Origin of the sequence: Methylobacterium frigidaeris, assembly GCF_022179185.1 — a bacterium.
Lineage (GTDB): Bacteria > Pseudomonadota > Alphaproteobacteria > Rhizobiales > Beijerinckiaceae > Methylobacterium > Methylobacterium frigidaeris.
In genome coordinates, this window is record NZ_BPQJ01000003.1 from 1 (window position 1) to 15,533 (window position 15,533).

At 71.9% G+C, this 15,533-nt stretch carries 17 protein-coding genes; 13 read left to right on the forward strand and 4 right to left on the reverse strand.

Annotated elements, in window-relative coordinates; translation table 11 throughout:
* Positions 1–1,081, reverse strand: a 1,081-nt coding sequence (locus MFF64_RS03465) for an MCP four helix bundle domain-containing protein (RefSeq protein ID WP_238189640.1), incomplete at its 3' end; no start/stop codon positions are given.
* Between the two features lie 394 nt (positions 1,082–1,475).
* On the opposite strand from MFF64_RS03465, the gene croR reads away from it, so the two are divergent.
* Positions 1,476–1,937 (forward strand): 3-hydroxybutyryl-CoA dehydratase, encoded by a 462-nt coding sequence (gene croR, locus MFF64_RS03470; protein WP_099902914.1) that lies wholly within the window; start codon positions 1,476–1,478, stop codon positions 1,935–1,937.
* 50 nt (positions 1,938–1,987) lie between these two features.
* Positions 1,988–2,788: a TrmH family RNA methyltransferase gene (locus MFF64_RS03475; RefSeq protein WP_099902916.1), complete on the forward strand. Its 801-nt coding sequence runs from the start codon at positions 1,988–1,990 to the stop codon at positions 2,786–2,788.
* 18 nt (positions 2,789–2,806) lie between these two features.
* On the opposite strand, the gene MFF64_RS03480 is transcribed toward MFF64_RS03475, so the two are convergent.
* On the reverse strand, positions 2,807–3,076 hold the full coding sequence (locus MFF64_RS03480; RefSeq protein ID WP_099902918.1) for a type II toxin-antitoxin system ParD family antitoxin: 270 nt from the start codon (positions 3,074–3,076) through the stop codon (positions 2,807–2,809).
* A 182-nt stretch (positions 3,077–3,258) separates the two neighbouring features.
* Between MFF64_RS03480 and crtI the strand changes: the two genes are divergently transcribed.
* The 4 genes from crtI (at position 3,259) to MFF64_RS03500 (ending at position 7,499) form a co-directional block, all read left to right on the forward strand.
* A complete protein-coding gene (gene crtI, locus MFF64_RS03485; RefSeq protein WP_099903397.1) occupies positions 3,259–4,830 on the forward strand; it encodes a phytoene desaturase family protein in 1,572 nt (523 codons plus the stop codon).
* A gap of 53 nt (positions 4,831–4,883) precedes the next feature.
* On the forward strand, positions 4,884–5,264 hold the full coding sequence (locus MFF64_RS03490; RefSeq protein ID WP_207768114.1) for a DUF2141 domain-containing protein: 381 nt from the start codon (positions 4,884–4,886) through the stop codon (positions 5,262–5,264).
* Positions 5,265–5,331: 67 nt separating this feature from the next.
* Entirely contained in the window at positions 5,332–6,303 is a 972-nt protein-coding gene (locus MFF64_RS03495) for an ABC transporter ATP-binding protein (protein WP_099903399.1), read from the forward strand.
* A complete protein-coding gene (locus tag MFF64_RS03500) occupies positions 6,300–7,499 on the forward strand; it encodes an ABC transporter permease (RefSeq protein WP_238189642.1) in 1,200 nt (399 codons plus the stop codon). Before MFF64_RS03495 ends, MFF64_RS03500 begins: the two co-directional genes overlap by 4 nt.
* A gap of 27 nt (positions 7,500–7,526) precedes the next feature.
* Here the strand turns inward: MFF64_RS03500 and MFF64_RS03505 are convergent, their stop codons facing one another.
* Complete coding sequence (locus MFF64_RS03505; RefSeq protein ID WP_238189644.1) at positions 7,527–7,922, reverse strand: hypothetical protein; 396 nt, start codon at positions 7,920–7,922, stop codon at positions 7,527–7,529.
* Between the two features lie 317 nt (positions 7,923–8,239).
* Here MFF64_RS03505 and MFF64_RS03510 point away from each other — a divergent pair, with 317 nt between their 5' ends.
* The gene (locus tag MFF64_RS03510; RefSeq protein ID WP_099905338.1) at positions 8,240–9,511 is read left to right on the forward strand and encodes an O-antigen ligase family protein; all 1,272 of its coding nucleotides are present in this window, start codon (positions 8,240–8,242) and stop codon (positions 9,509–9,511) included.
* A 143-nt stretch (positions 9,512–9,654) separates the two neighbouring features.
* Here the strand turns inward: MFF64_RS03510 and MFF64_RS03515 are convergent, their stop codons facing one another.
* Entirely contained in the window at positions 9,655–9,831 is a 177-nt protein-coding gene (locus MFF64_RS03515; protein WP_165795802.1) for a hypothetical protein, read from the reverse strand.
* A 307-nt stretch (positions 9,832–10,138) separates the two neighbouring features.
* Between MFF64_RS03515 and MFF64_RS03520 the strand changes: the two genes are divergently transcribed.
* The 6 genes from MFF64_RS03520 to kdpB all read left to right on the forward strand — a co-directional run bounded on the left by MFF64_RS03520 (position 10,139) and on the right by kdpB (position 15,531).
* Positions 10,139–10,450, forward strand: a complete 312-nt coding sequence (locus MFF64_RS03520; protein ID WP_099905336.1) for a polyhydroxyalkanoic acid system family protein — start codon at positions 10,139–10,141, stop codon at positions 10,448–10,450.
* 141 nt (positions 10,451–10,591) lie between these two features.
* A complete protein-coding gene (locus MFF64_RS03525) occupies positions 10,592–10,855 on the forward strand; it encodes a hypothetical protein (protein ID WP_238189646.1) in 264 nt (87 codons plus the stop codon).
* 247 nt (positions 10,856–11,102) lie between these two features.
* Positions 11,103–11,192 (forward strand): K(+)-transporting ATPase subunit F, encoded by a 90-nt coding sequence (locus MFF64_RS03530; protein WP_099905332.1) that lies wholly within the window; start codon positions 11,103–11,105, stop codon positions 11,190–11,192.
* A gap of 13 nt (positions 11,193–11,205) precedes the next feature.
* Positions 11,206–12,936 (forward strand): potassium-transporting ATPase subunit KdpA, encoded by a 1,731-nt coding sequence (gene kdpA / locus MFF64_RS03535; protein ID WP_099905330.1) that lies wholly within the window; start codon positions 11,206–11,208, stop codon positions 12,934–12,936.
* Positions 12,937–12,938: 2 nt separating this feature from the next.
* Complete coding sequence (locus tag MFF64_RS03540) at positions 12,939–13,124, forward strand: hypothetical protein (RefSeq protein ID WP_099905328.1); 186 nt, start codon at positions 12,939–12,941, stop codon at positions 13,122–13,124.
* Between the two features lie 280 nt (positions 13,125–13,404).
* Positions 13,405–15,531, forward strand: a complete 2,127-nt coding sequence (gene kdpB, locus MFF64_RS03545) for a potassium-transporting ATPase subunit KdpB (protein ID WP_238189648.1) — start codon at positions 13,405–13,407, stop codon at positions 15,529–15,531.
* The last annotated feature ends 2 nt before the right edge of the window (positions 15,532–15,533 follow it).

A 15,533-nucleotide genomic window follows, 5' to 3' on the forward strand; every position in this document is an offset into this window, starting at 1 on the left:
CCGAGCCGTCGACCTGGCGGCCGATCTCCTGGACCGAGGCGCCGAGTTCTTCCGCAGCGGCCGCGACGGTCCCGACATTCACGGCGGCCTGCGCCGCCGCCGCGGCGACGCCGCTCGACTGGCCGGCGGTCTCCTGCGCGGTGGCGGTCATGGTCTGGGCGGTGGCCTGCAGTTCGGTGGCGGCGGCGGTGACGGCGCCGACGATGCCGCCGACCGCCCGCTCGAAGGCGTCTGCCATCTCGCGCATCGCCTGCCGGCGCTGCGCCTCGGCCCCGGCCCGGGCGAGCGCGGTCTCCTCCTCGAGACGGCGGGTGCGGATCAGGTTGTCGCGGAACACCGCGAGCGCCCCCGCCATGGCGCCGAGCTCGTCCCGGCGACCGGCGCCGGGAATCGCGGTCTCGGCATCGCCCCCGGCGAGGCTGCGCATCGCGCCGGTCATGCGGCCGAGCGGCCGGACGATGCGAAGCAGGCAGAACAGCACCGCCCCGAGGGTGATCAGGACCGATACGGCGAACATCGCCATGGTGGTGCGGGTGGCCTCGGCCCGCTCGGTCCGGGCGGCCTCGCCCGCTTCGGTGCCGGCCGTGGCGTTGATCCCCACGAGCTTGCCGGCGGTATCGATCGTCGCCCGGTAGGTCGCGTTCATTGGGCCGCGGAAGAAGGCGTCGACCTCGGCCCGACCGGGCAGCCCCTTGAGGCGTGTCCAGTCGGCCCGGAACGCGGCGACCTTCGCGGTCAGGTCGGCGAAGGTCTCCTGCTCGGCGGGCGAGCTGATCAGAGTCCGGTAGCGTTCCATCCGCTCGCCGAGGGCGGCGTCCATCTCGGCGAAGCTCTTGGCCGAGAGCGCCTTCTCGGCGTCAGCCTCGGCCGTAATGTAGCGGAATTGCCAGAGCCGGGCGCGCATCACCATGGCGTTGATCGCGTGGGCCTCGTTGATCGACGGCATCGAATCGTCGGCGAGCTTGGCGATGCGGGTCTCGATCGAGTCGAGCTTCCACAGGGAGACGCCGCCCTGCGCCAGGGTCAGGAGCAGGAGGAGCCCGAACAGGCCGGTCAGGCTGCTCTTCAGGGACATGCGCATGGGACGGATCGCCAGTGATCGGATAGAAAAGGAGGTCTCTCTTGTCCTCTGTCATCACTAAGATTGGATTAATAGATCCAAATTTCGCGGTTCGCCTGCGAGTCAGATAACGGCAGATTACGCCAATGCTTGAGGGTGGAAAAATTCGGCTGTCAGCTTCTGACCCAACGGAAGAGACGCGGGATGCGCAGGGGCTGTGATCCGACTGCGCCACCGTCCGGAAGGTCGGCCGGCCGCTGCGTCCCGGTCCCGGCGCCCCTCTCCGACCTTTCGCCACTGGATTTCCGCCCCCGTCCCGTGCGACCCCGGGGACCCCCGGCCGGGGACCGGCGGAGCCGCGAGCCGCCGACCATCCCTCGCGGCCGCGGCACCATATCCACCGGGAGCGACGCCGATGATGCCCGAACTGCGCGTGCTGTACTTCGAGGACCTGAGCGTCGGCCTGTCCGAGACGCTGTCGAAGACCATCGCGGCCTCCGACGTGGTCGGATTCGCGGAGATCACCGGCGACCGCAACCCGATCCATCTCTCCGAGCACTTCGCCGCCCGCACGCCGTTCGGCACCCGCATCGCGCACGGCCTCTACACCGCCGGGCTGATTTCGGCGGTGCTCGGCACCCGCCTGCCCGGCCCCGGCGCGATCTACATCAGCCAGAGCCTCAACTTCCGCGCTCCCGTGCGCATCGGCGACACGGTCGACGTCACCGTCGAGGTGGCCGAGCTGGTGCCGGAGCGTCGCCGCGCCCGGCTGACCTGCACCTGCGCCGTCAACGGCGAGACGGTGCTCGACGGCGAGGCCCTGGTGAAGGTGCCGACGAAGGCCGAGGCCGATCCCCTCGCCGCCCGCAAGGGGTGAGGAAGGTCCGGGTTGAAGGAATCCCGGGCAGAGGGTAGCCCGGGCTCGCGATGACCCCTATCCCGATCGACGACCCCGCCGACCCGCGCCTGGCTGCCTACACGCGGATGCGCGAGCGCGACCTCGTGGGACGCGAGGGCCGGTTCATCGCCGAGGGCGAGGTGGTGCTGCGGGTGCTGCTCTCAGGCTCCGCGCGGTTCCGGGTCGAGTCGGTGCTCGTCTCCCCCGAGCGCCTGCCCGGGCTCGAGCGGGCGCTGGCCCACCTCGACGCGCCGGTCTACCTCGCCTCCAAGGCGGTGATGGGGGCGGTGGCGGGCTTCCCGATCCATCGCGGCGTGCTGGCGGTGGGCCTGCGCGGGCCGGAGCCTGCACCCGACGCCCTGGTGCCGGCAGGCCCGGCCCTGCTGCTCGGCCTCGTGGGTCTGGCCAACCACGACAATGTCGGCGGGATCTTTCGCAACGCCGCCGCCTTCGGGGCCGACGCGGTCCTGCTCGATTCCGAGACCTGCGACCCGCTCTACCGCAAGGCGATCCGGGTGTCGGCCGGGACGAGCCTGACCGTGCCCTTCGCCCGGGTGCCGACCGGCGACGAGCTGCTCGCCCTCTGCGAGCGCTGCGCGCTCACGCCGGTCGCCCTCTCGCCCCGGGGCGAGGACATCACGACCCTGCCGCCCCTGCCCCGCGCCCTGCTGCTGCTCGGCACCGAGGGCCCCGGCCTGCCCGAGGCGATGATGGCCCGCGCCCGCCGGGTGGCGATCCCGATGGCGCCGGGGGTCGATTCGCTCAACGTCGCGGTCGCGGGGGCGGTGGCGTTGCACAGGCTGGGCGGAGGGCGGGTTGCGGCGGGCTGACGACCGCGCGGCATGCGCTCAGGCCTTCCGCGCCCGATAGCGATCGACTGCTCCGTTCAGAACATCGTCGGCGGACACCAGCGGTTCCACCCTGGCCACCACCCTGTCGAGGACCGGGGCGACCTCCTCGCGCAGCCAGCGCTCCATCAGCGCGTCGCAAGTCCTCACGGCGAGCCCGGCGCGGATCTCCGGGTAGCGGGCAGCCAACTCCAGATGAAGCGCAGCGACATCGATGCGCTCGGCCGGTGGGCGCGGCTCGATCGGCCGCTCGGCGCGGTCTTTGGCCATCTCGGCAACCCCTCTCGCTACGACGATGCGACTGGCCCGTTCGTCAACACCCCGCCACACCGCAGGAAAATATCCACCCCCATCCCCACCGCGACAATGCGCAGCCATTGCCGGCTCAAGCCTGCGCACCACAACTAGGCCGTACGCACGGGAAACCGTCGGGTCTGGCAGGAGGTGGGGCGTTGTTGCAGCCGCGGGATGGGTACCGCACCCTGTCGGGGCGGCGGGCGGTGGTGGTCGGGGCGGGGCCGGGCGGCCTCGCGGTGGCACTGATGCTCGCCCGCGACGGCGTGCAGGTGACGGTGATCGAGAAAGAGGAGTGCGTCGGCGGGCGCACCCGCACGGTGACTGCGCCCGGCGGCTACCGGTTCGATATCGGGCCGACCTTCTTCCTCTATCCGCGCATCCTGGCCGACATCTTCGAATCTTGCGGCGAGCGGCTGGAGGACCACCTCACCCTCGAGCGGCTCGATCCCCAGTACCACCTCGTCTTCGAGGGCGGCGGCGAGATCCGGGCGACGCCGGACGTGGAGCGGCTCGAGGCCGAGATCGCCCGCATCGCGCCGGACGACGCGAAGAACGTCCGCCGCTTCCTCGACGACAACCGGAACAAGCTCGCGGCCTTCATCCCGGTGCTGCAGCAGGCCTGCGATTCGATCCGCAGCTTCGCCTCCCCGGCGATGCTGGCGGCCCTGCCGCTCCTGCGTCCGCACGCCACCGTCGACCGCGACCTGAAGCGCTACTTCAAGGACCCGCGGGTCCGCCTCGCCTTCTCGTTCCAGACCAAGTACCTCGGGATGTCGCCGTTCCGGTGCCCGAGCCTGTTCACCATCCTGAGCTTCCTCGAATACGAGCACGGGGTGTACCACCCGGTTGGCGGCTGCGGCGCGGTGTCGGAGGCGATGGCCGGGCTCGCCCGCCGCCTCGGCGTCGAAATCAAGCTCGGCACCTCCGTCGACCGGGTGCTGTTCGAGGGCAAGCGCGCCGTCGGGGTCGAGGCCGGGGGCGAGCGCATCGCCGCCGACGCGGTGGTGATCAACGGCGACTTCGCCAAAGTCGTGCCCGACCTCGTGCCCGAGGCGCGCCGGCCGCGCTGGCGCGACGCCAAGGTGGCCAAGGCCCGCCTCTCCTGCTCGACCTACATGCTCTATCTCGGCATCGAGGGGCGGATGCCGGAGAGCCTCGGCCACCATACGATCCTCCTGTCGGAGGATTACGCCCGCAACATCCGCGAGGTCTCCGACGGGGTGTTGCCGATGCAGCCCTCGATCTACGTCCAGCATGCCGGCTACACCGACGGCGGCATGGCGCCGCCGGGACACACGAGCCTCTACGTGCTGGTGCCGGTGCCGAACCTGCGCGCCGGTATCGACTGGGCGACGGTCGGCCCATCGTACCGGGCGCTCGTGCTCAAGCGGCTGGAGAAGCTCGGCCTCACCGACATCGAATCCCGCATCCGATACGAGCGCGTGGTCGATCCGACCCAGTGGCGCGACGAGTTCGCGGTGCATGAGGGCGCCACCTTCAACCTCTCGCACGACCTCGGGCAGATGCTGTACTTCCGGCCCCACAACCGCTTCGGGCCCGGGCTCTACCTCGTCGGCGGCGGCACCCATCCGGGCTCCGGCCTGCCGGTGATCTACGAGGGCGCCCGCATCACCGCGCGGCTGATGGCCGAGGACCTGGCCCGGCAGCCGGTCCCGGCCCGCGGGATGCCGCTCGCCGCGGCCCCGAGCCTCGGGGAGGCCTCGTGAGGAGTTCCCTCCCGAACGCCGGCTTCTTGGCTGCCGCCCTCGCGGTGCTGGCCATGCCGGCCGCGGCGGCGGGGCTCTCGATCGAGGTCGACGGGGTCGAGCCGGGGGGCGGCCGGGTCTTCGTCGCGCTCTGCACCGGGTCGCTCGCCGAGGAAGCCTGCCGCATCGGCCAGAGCGGCCCGGCCGCGGCCCAGAGCCTGCGCTTCGGCTTCGCCGACGTGCCGCCGGGCACCTACGCGGTGGCGGCCTTCCAGGATCTCGACGGTGACGGCCGTCTCGGCCGCACGGGCCTCGGCCTGCCGACCGAGCCCTACGGCTTCTCGAACGGCGCCGGCCGCCGCGGACGCCCGGATTTCGCGAGTGCCGCCTTCCGCCTCGCCGAGCCGGGCACCGCCCTGCGGGTGCGGCTCACCCGCGCCCTGCCGGCCCGGTAAGTGGCGCTCTCCCGGACAGGCCGCTCTCCTCCGGAATGCCGCAAAGCGCTGCTGTGGTGACGGCATGATGTCCGATCCCGCGGCGAGCGTCCGCGACCTCGCCTTCTCCTACCGGAGCCGCCAAGTCCTCGGTCGCGTCGACCTCGCCCTGGCGCGGGGCGAGACCGTGGCTCTTCTCGGCCCCAACGGCGCCGGCAAGACCTCGCTGATGCGGCTCCTCGCCGGGCGCCTCGTCCCGAGCCGGGGCAGCGTGCGGGTCGCGGGCGGCGATCCGGGGCGCCAGTCGGCGGTGCGGCGCGCCATCGCCTGGGTGCCGCAGGAGATCGCCCTCTACCCGCGCCTGACCGTGCGGGAGAACCTCGAAGTGTTCGCGCGCCTCGCCGGCCTGCCCCGGGCGGCGCGGGAGCCGGCGGTGGTCCGGGCGCTGGCGCGGGCGGGGCTCGACGAGGTGGCGGGCCGCCTCGTCGGCGTGCTCTCCGGCGGCTACCAGCGCCGGGCCAACATCGCGGTGGCGCTGCTCGCCGAGCCCGCCCTGGTCCTCCTCGACGAGCCGACGCAAGGCGTCGACCAGGCCGCCCGGGCGGCGATCCACGCCGTGCTCGAGCGCCTGCCCGAGGCCGGGGCGGCCGTGCTGATCGCCACCCACGACTTCGCCGAGGCCGAGCGCCTGGCCGACCGGGTCCTGGTGCTCCAGGACGGCTCTCTACGCCTCGACGGGCGCCTCGCCGACCTGCTCGCCGGGCTGCGGGCCGGCCCGCCCGAGCACGAGGTGGCGCTCGCCGAGGCTGCCGGTCCGGCCGCCGCCGCCGCTCTCCGCCAGGCGGGCTTCCACCCGGCCTCGCCGCTCACCTGGAGAGCGGGCGACGCGGTCGCAGGCGGGCGCGACGGCGCGGCGCTTCTCGCGCACCTGCGCCGCCACGGCGTGCCGGTGCGGGAGATCCGGGTGCGCGAGCCGGGCCTCGACGTGCTCTACCGCGACGTGACGGAGCAGGAGACCGTGACACATCCCGTCCGCGCGCCCGCGGAGATCCCCGCATGATCGTGGCGTCGTTCCGGGTAATGCTGCTCACCCTGTGGCGCGACCGGGCCGCCCTGGTGATGGCCTTCGTGCTGCCGACGGTGATCTTCTGCGTCTTCGCGGCGATCTTCTCCGGCGCCGTCGGCGAGCGGATCCGCATCCAGGTCGGGCTCCTCGACCAGGCCCGCACCGCCACGACCGGGCGCCTCGTCACGGCGCTCAAGGCCGATCCGGCCCTGCGCACAGTGCTCCTCGACGGCGATCCCGCGACGGCGGTGCGACGGGGCGAGGTCGACGTGGCGCTGGTGCTGCGCGGCGACCTCGCCGCCGGGAGCAGCCCCGGCGACGCGCCGATCCTCGTCGTCGAGAGCCCGGCCCGGGCGCTCGCCACCCCGATCGCGCTGGGCCAGGTGCAGCGGGTGCTCAACGAGGCCCTGCCCGACGTGGTGCTGTCCCGGGTCGTCGCCGATGTCGAGCGTACCGGCAAGATCGGGCCGGACGAGCGCGCCTTCCTGGACAAGGCTTTCGCCGAGAGCCGCGAGAAGCGCGAGGCGTTCTCCTTCGCGGCCCTGGTCGCCCGGACCTCGACGGCGGACGGTCACGGCGGCAACGCCCGGGTCGGCTATTATGCCGGGGCGATCGCGGCGGTGTTCCTGCTGTTCGCCGCCATGCAGGGCGCCCTCTCCCTGGTCGAGGAGCGCCAGTCCGGCATCGCCGACCGCCTCGCCGCCGCCCCCGGCGGCCTGCCGGTGGTGGTGCTCGGCAAGTTCCTGTTCCTGGTGCTGCAGGGCACCGTGCAGGGGGCGCTGATCTTCGGGGCGGCGGCGCTCTTCTACGGCGTCTCGGTCGGGCCGCATGCCGCGTCCTGGCTCGTGACCGGGGTGCTGGTCGCCGCCATGGCGGCGGGCCTGGGCCTCGCCGCCTGCGCGGCGGCGCGGACGCGCCAGCAGGCCCACCTCGTCTCGACCTTCGGGGTGCTGCTGCTCTCGGCGGTCGGCGGCAGCATGGTGCCGCGCTTTCTGATGCCGCCCTGGCTCCAGAGCCTCGGCTGGCTCACGCCCAACGCCTGGGCGATCGAGGCCTACCAAGCGGCGCTCGCGGAAGGAGCCGGCGCGGCCTGGCCGGCCTGGATGGTGCTGGGGCTGCTAGCCGCGGCGGGCCTGGGCACCGCGCTCGCCCTCACGGCGCGGCCGGCCCTCGGTCCGGCGCGGGCGTGAGGGAGGCTGACGTCTCCCTGCGCGCCGTCAGCCCTTCAGCCGCTTGTTGCACTCCGAGTAGTAGCCGCCGCCCTTCTCGATCCAGTTCATGCCGCCGTTGCCGGCGCCGCCGGCCGCCTTGTTGGCGTTGTACTGGTCGAGGCAGGTGTGCTGGCGGGCGCTGCCGGCCGGCTCCTTGGCGTATTTCGGCGACACGACGGTGGGGTAGATCGCGCCGGCGGCCGGGGCGGGCGCGGTGTGGGTGGGGGCCTGGGCCGCCGGGGCCGCGGGCTTGGCCGGGATGGCGGGCGGGTTCGGCGGCGGGGCCTGATTCGGCTTCGCCGCGCCGGGGCCGAACGGGTTCGGGGCCGGGGCGGTCGTCTGGGCGTGGGCCGGGGCGGCGAGCGCGCCGAGGAGCAGCAGGGAAGCGAGGGAGAGACGCATCGTCGGGTGTCCGGATTCGGATGGTCCCAGCTTAGCAGCACCACGACGCAGGGGCGACACCGGCCGCAGCGGGAACCGACGCGTCATACGATGCCCGATTGATTGCGTCGCCAAGCGGAAAACCGGCTTCGCTCGGGCGCCGCGCGGGCTGCTGAGACGAGGTCCGGACGATTCCGTCCGGACCTCGTCTCATACGCCTTGCGGCGGAGGCTTCTCCCTTTTGCGGCGCTCCGCCCGGGTCCCGGGGCGGCTAAGCAGATCGGCGAACGGCAGGCCGGGCCCGGGCGTCCGGCCCCGATCCGGGAGTGGGACGACCGATGCTGATCGCCGCCAGCGCCCTCTTGATCCTCTTCGCCTGGTTCGCCGGACCGCGGCGCTTCGTCGAGGCGGTGCTGCTGACGCGCTCGGCCCTCGATCCCGTCTTCAACCTGACCAAGGTCGGCGGTCTCGAGGATATGGGCGTCGGTGCGGCGGTGAATCTCGCGGTGCTGGTGGTGGCCGCCGCCTGCGTGATGACCCGGCCGCGGGTGAGCCCGGCGCCCACCCTCGTCCTGTGGCTGCCGCTTCTCCTGGTCTGCCTCGTCTCGTCGCGGTTCGCGCCCGATCCGGGCGCTGCGATCCGGCTCATGATGCTGCTGGCGACGCATGCCGCCTTCTGCCTCCTGGCCTTCTATTTCGTGCGCGACCTCGCCGACCTGCGCCGCTTCCTGCTGCTCATCGTCGCCGGCTCGATCGCACCGACGCTCTATGCGGGCCTGCAACTCGCCATGGGCTGGGCGGAGTTCGGCGAGGACGGAACCCGGGTCTACAGCAGCTTCCCGCACCCCAACATCTACGCCTTCTACCTGATGACGATTCTGGCGGTCGTCCTGACGCTGCTCGCGGGCAGGAGCTTCGCGCTCGCGCCGCGGCTGCGCCGGGCGCTGATCCTCTACGTCCCGGTCCTGCTCGGGCTGATCCTGCTCACCAAGACCCGTAGCGCCTGGGCCGGGGCCGGCCTGATCCTGCTCACCCACGGGCTACTCTTCGACCGGCGCACCTTGCTCTACTTCCTGGGCCTGCCGGTGGCGCTGCTGGCGGTGCCGGAATTCGCCGAGCGCCTCGCCGACCTGCAGCAGGGCAACACCATGGATGCCTACGAGAAGCTGAACTCGTACGCCTTCCGGATGCTGCTGTGGCAGGGCGCCATGACCTGGTTCTGGGAGCGCCCGCTTTTCGGCTGGGGCCTGTCGAGCTTCGGGCAGTACGTGGCGCAGTTCTTCCCGCTGCCGCTCGAGAACGACACCATCGATTCGCACAGCGTCTACGTGCAGTTCCTGTTCGAGACCGGCGTGATCGGCTTTCTCGCCTATCTCTGGCTGTACGCGCGGGCGCTCGCCCTGATCGGAAAGCTGATCGTCCGCGGCGAGCGCTGGGCCTGGATGATCGTGGCAATGACGGCCGGATACCTGTCGATGGCCTATTCGGACAACATGCTCTACTACCTGGTGCCGACCTGGTACATGTGGTTCGTCCTCGGCGGTGCCTGCGCGGTGCTGGGTCAGCGCCGGGCGGTCCGCCGGCGGCGGCCGGTGGCGTTGCCGGCCTGAGAGCGCTTGCCTGCCTCAGCGCAGGTGGAAGGCGAGCCAGAGCACCGCGAAGGCGACGAACCCGGCGACGAGCCCGCGCACCAGGCGCGCGACGAGGCGCTTCCGGACCGGCGTCACCGGCTTTCCCTCACTCGCGCCCCTCCTCAATCGGACGAGCGCCGGACGGCCGCGCCCGCGATGATGGTGGCGAGTGCCGCGGCCCCGAGGCCGTCCTGCAGGGCCCGCACCGGCTCGTCCGGCATCGCCAGCCACCACAGGGCGGCCGTGGCTGCGATGCACACGGCGATGGCACCGAGGATTCCCTGCTCGATCGCGCTCAAGACCCGTCTCCGCTCGTCGGGCGCCCTGCGCCCGGTCCCCTGCGCCCGCGTTTCCCCTAATCCAAGCCGGGCGGGTTGGACAGCGCCCGCCGGGCGGCCCCGGTCGGAAGGCGCCGGGCGTGACGCCCGGCTGCAACGGTCGCGCCCAGGCCTCCGATGTTTAACCCTCGCCTCGGTCCCTCAGCGCCCGCCCCGGATTGAATTCCCTCACGGCATGGTGAATTTCGAGCGCAGATGATTCGGCGCGGCCGAAGCATCGTGCCCGGAAGCCGGCCCGGAGGGGGTGCGGCGGGCCGCGGAGACGGTGATGGCGAAACCCCTGGTCGTCGTGATTCCCCACCAGATCGGCCGGGCCGAGGCGCGCCGGCGCATCGACGCCCGTCTCGGCCAGGGACGGGACCTCGTGCAGAAGGCCGGCCTCACGATGCAGGATCCGGTCTGGGACGGCGACACCCTCGCCTTCGTGGTCGGCGCCTTGGGCCAGACGGTCAGCGGCATCATCGCGGTCGAGGACGAGGCCGCCCGGGTCGAGGTCCGCCTGCCGCTGCTGCTCGGGGTCTTCTCCGGCAAGGTGCGCGAGGTCATCGCCGAGAAGGGCGGAGAGCTTCTGGCGGCCTGAAGACCCCCGACCGGACGGTGCGTGGTCCACGCCGGCCGGCCTTGATGAAATCTTGATGCCGCGGCCCGGCCGGCCGCATCGTTTCCCCCTGCCCCCAGGCGCAAGACCCCCGGCGAGGCGCGTTGCCGGGGGTTGATCGCGATGGATGGGATTCACGACCGGCTCGCAGGCGCCGCGGCGATCGGAATGTCGCGCCGCGTCCGGTCCCCGAGTGACGGGGCGCGGTGGCCGGCCCTGTGCCGGGTGCGCGCCGCCTGCCGGTCGTGCGGCTTCTCCGTCCACGGCTTCCTCGGCGGCACCACCTGCGTGCTGCAGGTCGACAAGCGGGCGTTGCAGGCCGCCTGCGGCGAGGCTCATGCTTGTGCCGGCCTGCAGGAGGCGGTCCGAGCCGCGAGACGTCCCTGACGGCGCCCCGTCTTTATGCCGCCTTAACATCGCGCGCCCCGCGCCCCTCTCGAATCCCTATGCGTTCGGGTGGATCTCCGGGAACGGGACCGTGGCTCACGGTCCGGTTCGATGCGGCGGCGCCTGCCGGGTGCCGCCCGACGGGGACACCCATGTTCGATTTCCTGATGCTGGCGGCCGGCCTGGGCTTCTTCGCCCTGTCGCTTGGTTACGTCTCCTTGTGCGAACGCCTGTGAGGAGGCCCGCGATGACCCTCGATTACGGGCTCGGCGGCCTCATGACCCTCGGGCTGCTCGCCTACCTCGCCTACGCCCTCGTGCGGCCCGAGCGGTTCTGAGGAGCGCCCCCAGATGATCCAAGGTTGGACACTCGCTGGCTGGATCCAGATCGCGCTGTTCTGCGCGATCGTCCTCGCCCTGGTGAAGCCGCTCGGTCTCTACATGACCCGGGTCTTCACGGGCGCCCGCACCCCCCTCTCGCCCCTGCTGCGCCCGGTCGAGTGCGGCCTCTACCGCCTCGCCGGTATCGACGAGCGCCACGAGCAGCACTGGCTCACTTACGCGGGCGCGATGCTGGTCTTCCACGCCGCCGGCTTCGTCCTGCTCTACGGGATCCTGCGGCTGCAAGCCGTCCTGCCGCTCAACCCCGCCGACCAGGGCGCGGTGGCGCCGGATCTCGCCTTCAACACGGCGGTGAGCTTCGTCACCAACACCAACTGGCAGAATTACGGTGGCGAGAGCACCCTCTCCTACCTGTCGCAGATGCTGGGGCTGACGCACCAGAATTTCCTCTCGGCGGCGACCGGCATCGCGCTCGCCGTCGCGCTGATCCGCGGCTTCTCCCGTGCCTCTTCCCGCACGGTGGGCTCGTTCTGGGTCGACCTGACCCGCTGCACGCTCTACGTGCTGCTGCCGCTCTGCATCGCCTACACCCTGTTCCTGGTCTGGCAGGGCGTGCCGCAGACACTCGCACCCTACGCCGAGGCGACGACGCTCGAGGGCGGACAGCAGACGATCGCGCTCGGCCCGGTGGCGAGCCAGGTCGCGATCAAGATGCTCGGCACCAATGGCGGCGGCTTCTTCAACGCCAACGCCGCGCACCCGTTCGAGAACCCGACCGCCTGGTCGAACCTGGTCCAGATGGTCTCGATCTTCGCGCTGGGCGCCGCGCTCACCAACGTGTTCGGCCGCATGGTCGGGGACGAGCGCCAGGGCTGGGCGATCCTCGCCGCCATGGGCGTCCTGTTCCTCGCCGGCGTCGCGATCACCTACGCGGCGGAGGGCGCCGGCAACCCGCTGCTGAACGCCCTCGGGCTCCAGGGCGGCAACCTCGAGGGCAAGGAACTCCGCTTCGGCATCCCCGGCTCGGCGTTGTTCGCGGTGGTGACGACCGCCGCCTCCTGCGGCGCGGTCAACGCCATGCACGACGCCTTCACGGCGCTCGGCGGCCTGATCCCGCTCGTCAACATGCAGCTCGGCGAGATCATCGTCGGCGGCGTCGGCGCCGGGCTCTACGGCATGCTGGTCTTCGTGGTGGTGGCGATCTTCGTCGCCGGGCTGATGGTCGGGCGCACCCCGGAATATCTCGGCAAGAAGATCGAGGCCCGGGAGGTGAAGATGGCGATGCTCGCGATCCTCTGCCTGCCTCTGATGATGCTCGGCTTCACTGCCCTCGCCACCGTGCTGCCGGCGGGCCTTAGCGGTCCCGCCAATGCCGGCCCGCACGGCTTCTCGGAGATCCTCTACGGCTTCACCTCGGCGGCGGCGAACAACGGCTCGGCCTTCGCGGGGCTCTCGGGCAACACCCCGTTCTACAACCTGACGCTCGGGGCCGGGATGCTGGTCGGCCGGTTCTTCGTCATCATCCCGGCGCTCGCCATCGCCGGCTCGCTGGCGGCGAAGAAGACGGTGCCCGCCTCCGCCGGGACCTTCCCGACCCATGGCGGCCTGTTCGTCGGCCTCCTGGTCGGGGTGATCCTGATCGTCGGCGGCCTGACCTTCTTCCCATCGCTGGCGCTCGGGCCGATCGTCGAGCATCTGGCCGGCGCCGCCGGCCAGACCTTCGCGGCGGCGGGAGGCTGACCATGAGCGCTCACGCCAGCCGCCACCGCCGCGGCCTGTCCCGGCACCGGCCGCGCCCCGCCCCGCTCTCCGACCGGTCCGCTCTCCGACCCTGCGACGTCGTCCTGGCGCTCACGGGCCTTGCGCTCCTCGGCACCGGCGCGATCTGGGCGGCGATCATGCTCGGCAGCGCGGCGCTCGCGCCCTGAAGGGCACCGTCGATGGCAACGGCACAGAGAACCCGCGCACGGTCCTGACACCCACTGCGTCTCCCGGGGCTCGCCGAAGGCGAGCGCCCGGGATCCAGAACCGCAGGCGGTGCAGGGCGACGCTGAACACGCTTCGCCACTTCGGAAACCCTTGCGGTTCTGGATCCCGGGCTCCGCTCCGCGGCCCCGGAATGACTCGGCGGATGGCACGTCTGCCGGTCCGTTCGAACGAACCTCGACACACTCCCCCAACATTCTCGCCTCATCCGGATCCAGGATCATGGCCCAAACCCAAAACACCTCCCTTCTCAGCGCCGCCCTGATCGGGCCGGCCCTCCTCGGTGCGGTTACGAAGCTCGACCCGCGCCAGATGGTGAAGAACCCCGTGATGTTCGTGGTCGAGGTCGTGGCGGCCTTCACCACGCTGCTGTTCCTCCGCGACCTCGTGACCGGTGGCCAGGATCTCGGCTTCACCGGCCAGATCATCCTCTGGCTGTGGTTCACCGTGCTGTTCGCCAACTTCGCCGAGGCGGTGGCGGAGGGCCGCGGCAAGGCCCAGGCCGAGTCCCTGCGCCGCACCCGCACCGAGACCACAGCGAAGCGCCTCGCCGGCGCCGCCGCCGCGCCCGGCGGCCCGCTGACTGCTTACGAGACCGTGCCGGGTGACGGGCTCAAGGTCGGCGACGTGGTGCTGGTCGAGGCCGGCGACGTGATCCCGTCGGACGGCGAGGTGATCGAGGGCATCGCCTCGGTCAACGAGGCGGCGATCACCGGCGAATCCGCCCCCGTGATCCGCGAATCCGGCGGCGACCGCTCGGCGGTGACCGGCGGCACGCAGGTCTTGTCCGACTGGATCCGGGTGCGGATCACGGCGGCGGCCGGCTCGACCTTCATCGACCGGATGATCGCGCTGGTCGAGGGCGCGGCGCGGCAGAAGACCCCCAACGAGATCGCCCTCAACATCCTGCTCGCCGGCCTCACCATCGTGTTCGTGTTCGCGGTGGGCTCGATCCCGAGCTTCGCCTCGTATGCGGGCGGCGCGATCCCGCTCGCGGTGCTGGTGGCGCTCTTCGTCACCCTGATCCCGACCACGATCGGCGCGCTGCTCTCGGCGATCGGCATCGCCGGCATGGACCGGCTGGTGCGCTTCAACGTCCTCGCGATGTCGGGCCGGGCCGTCGAGGCGGCGGGCGACGTCGACACGCTGCTCCTCGACAAGACCGGCACCATCACGCTCGGCAACCGCCAGGCGACGGAGTTCCGCCCCGTGCGGGGCGTCACGCCTGCAACGCTCGCCGACGCGGCCCAGCTCGCCTCGCTGGCCGACGAGACCCCGGAGGGCCGCTCGATCGTGGTGCTGGCCAAGGAGGCGCACGGCATCCGCGCCCGCGACATGGCCCGTGACATGGGCAGCCTCGCCGCCACCTTCGTGCCCTTCACCGCGCAGTCGCGGATGTCGGGCATCGACATCGACGGCTCCTCGATCCGAAAAGGGGCGGTCGAGGCGGTGATCGCGAGCCTCGAATCCGCCCCGGCCCTGGTCGGCGTGGGCGCCGCCGCCCGGGTGCTCCAGCCCCGCCTCGATCCGGCGGCGGCCGCGGAGGTCCGGGCCATCGCCGAGGAGATCGCCAAGGCCGGCGGCACGCCGCTGGCGGTCGCCCGCGACGGCAAGCTGCTCGGCGTCGTCCACCTCAAGGACATCGTCAAGGGCGGCATCGCCGAGCGCTTCGCGGAACTCCGCCGGATGGGCATCCGCACGGTGATGATCACCGGCGACAACCCGATGACCGCCGCCGCCATCGCGGCGGAAGCCGGCGTCGACGATTTCCTCGCCCAGGCGACGCCCGAGGACAAGCTGGCGCTGATCCGGCGCGAGCAGGCGCAAGGCAAGCTCGTGGCGATGTGCGGCGACGGCACCAACGACGCCCCGGCGCTCGCCCAGGCCGATGTCGGCGTGGCGATGAACACCGGCACGGTGGCGGCCCGCGAGGCCGGCAACATGGTCGACCTCGATTCCGACCCGACCAAGCTCATCGAGATCGTCGAGATCGGCAAGCAGCTGCTGATGACCCGCGGCGCGCTCACCACCTTCTCGATCGCCAACGACGTGGCGAAGTACTTCGCCATCATCCCGGCGATGTTCGTCGGGCTCTATCCGCAGCTCCAGGCCCTGAACGTGATGGGGCTGGCCTCGCCGCAGAGCGCGATCCTGTCGGCGATCATCTTCAACGCGCTGATCATCGTGGCGCTGATCCCGCTCGCCTTGCGCGGGGTGAGCTACCGCGCCGTCGGCGCCGCCGCGTTGCTGCGGCGCAACCTCCTGATCTATGGTCTCGGCGGGATCCTGGTGCCGTTCGCCGGCATCAAGCTGATCGACCTCGCCGTGAGCGCCCTCCACCTCGCCTAAGA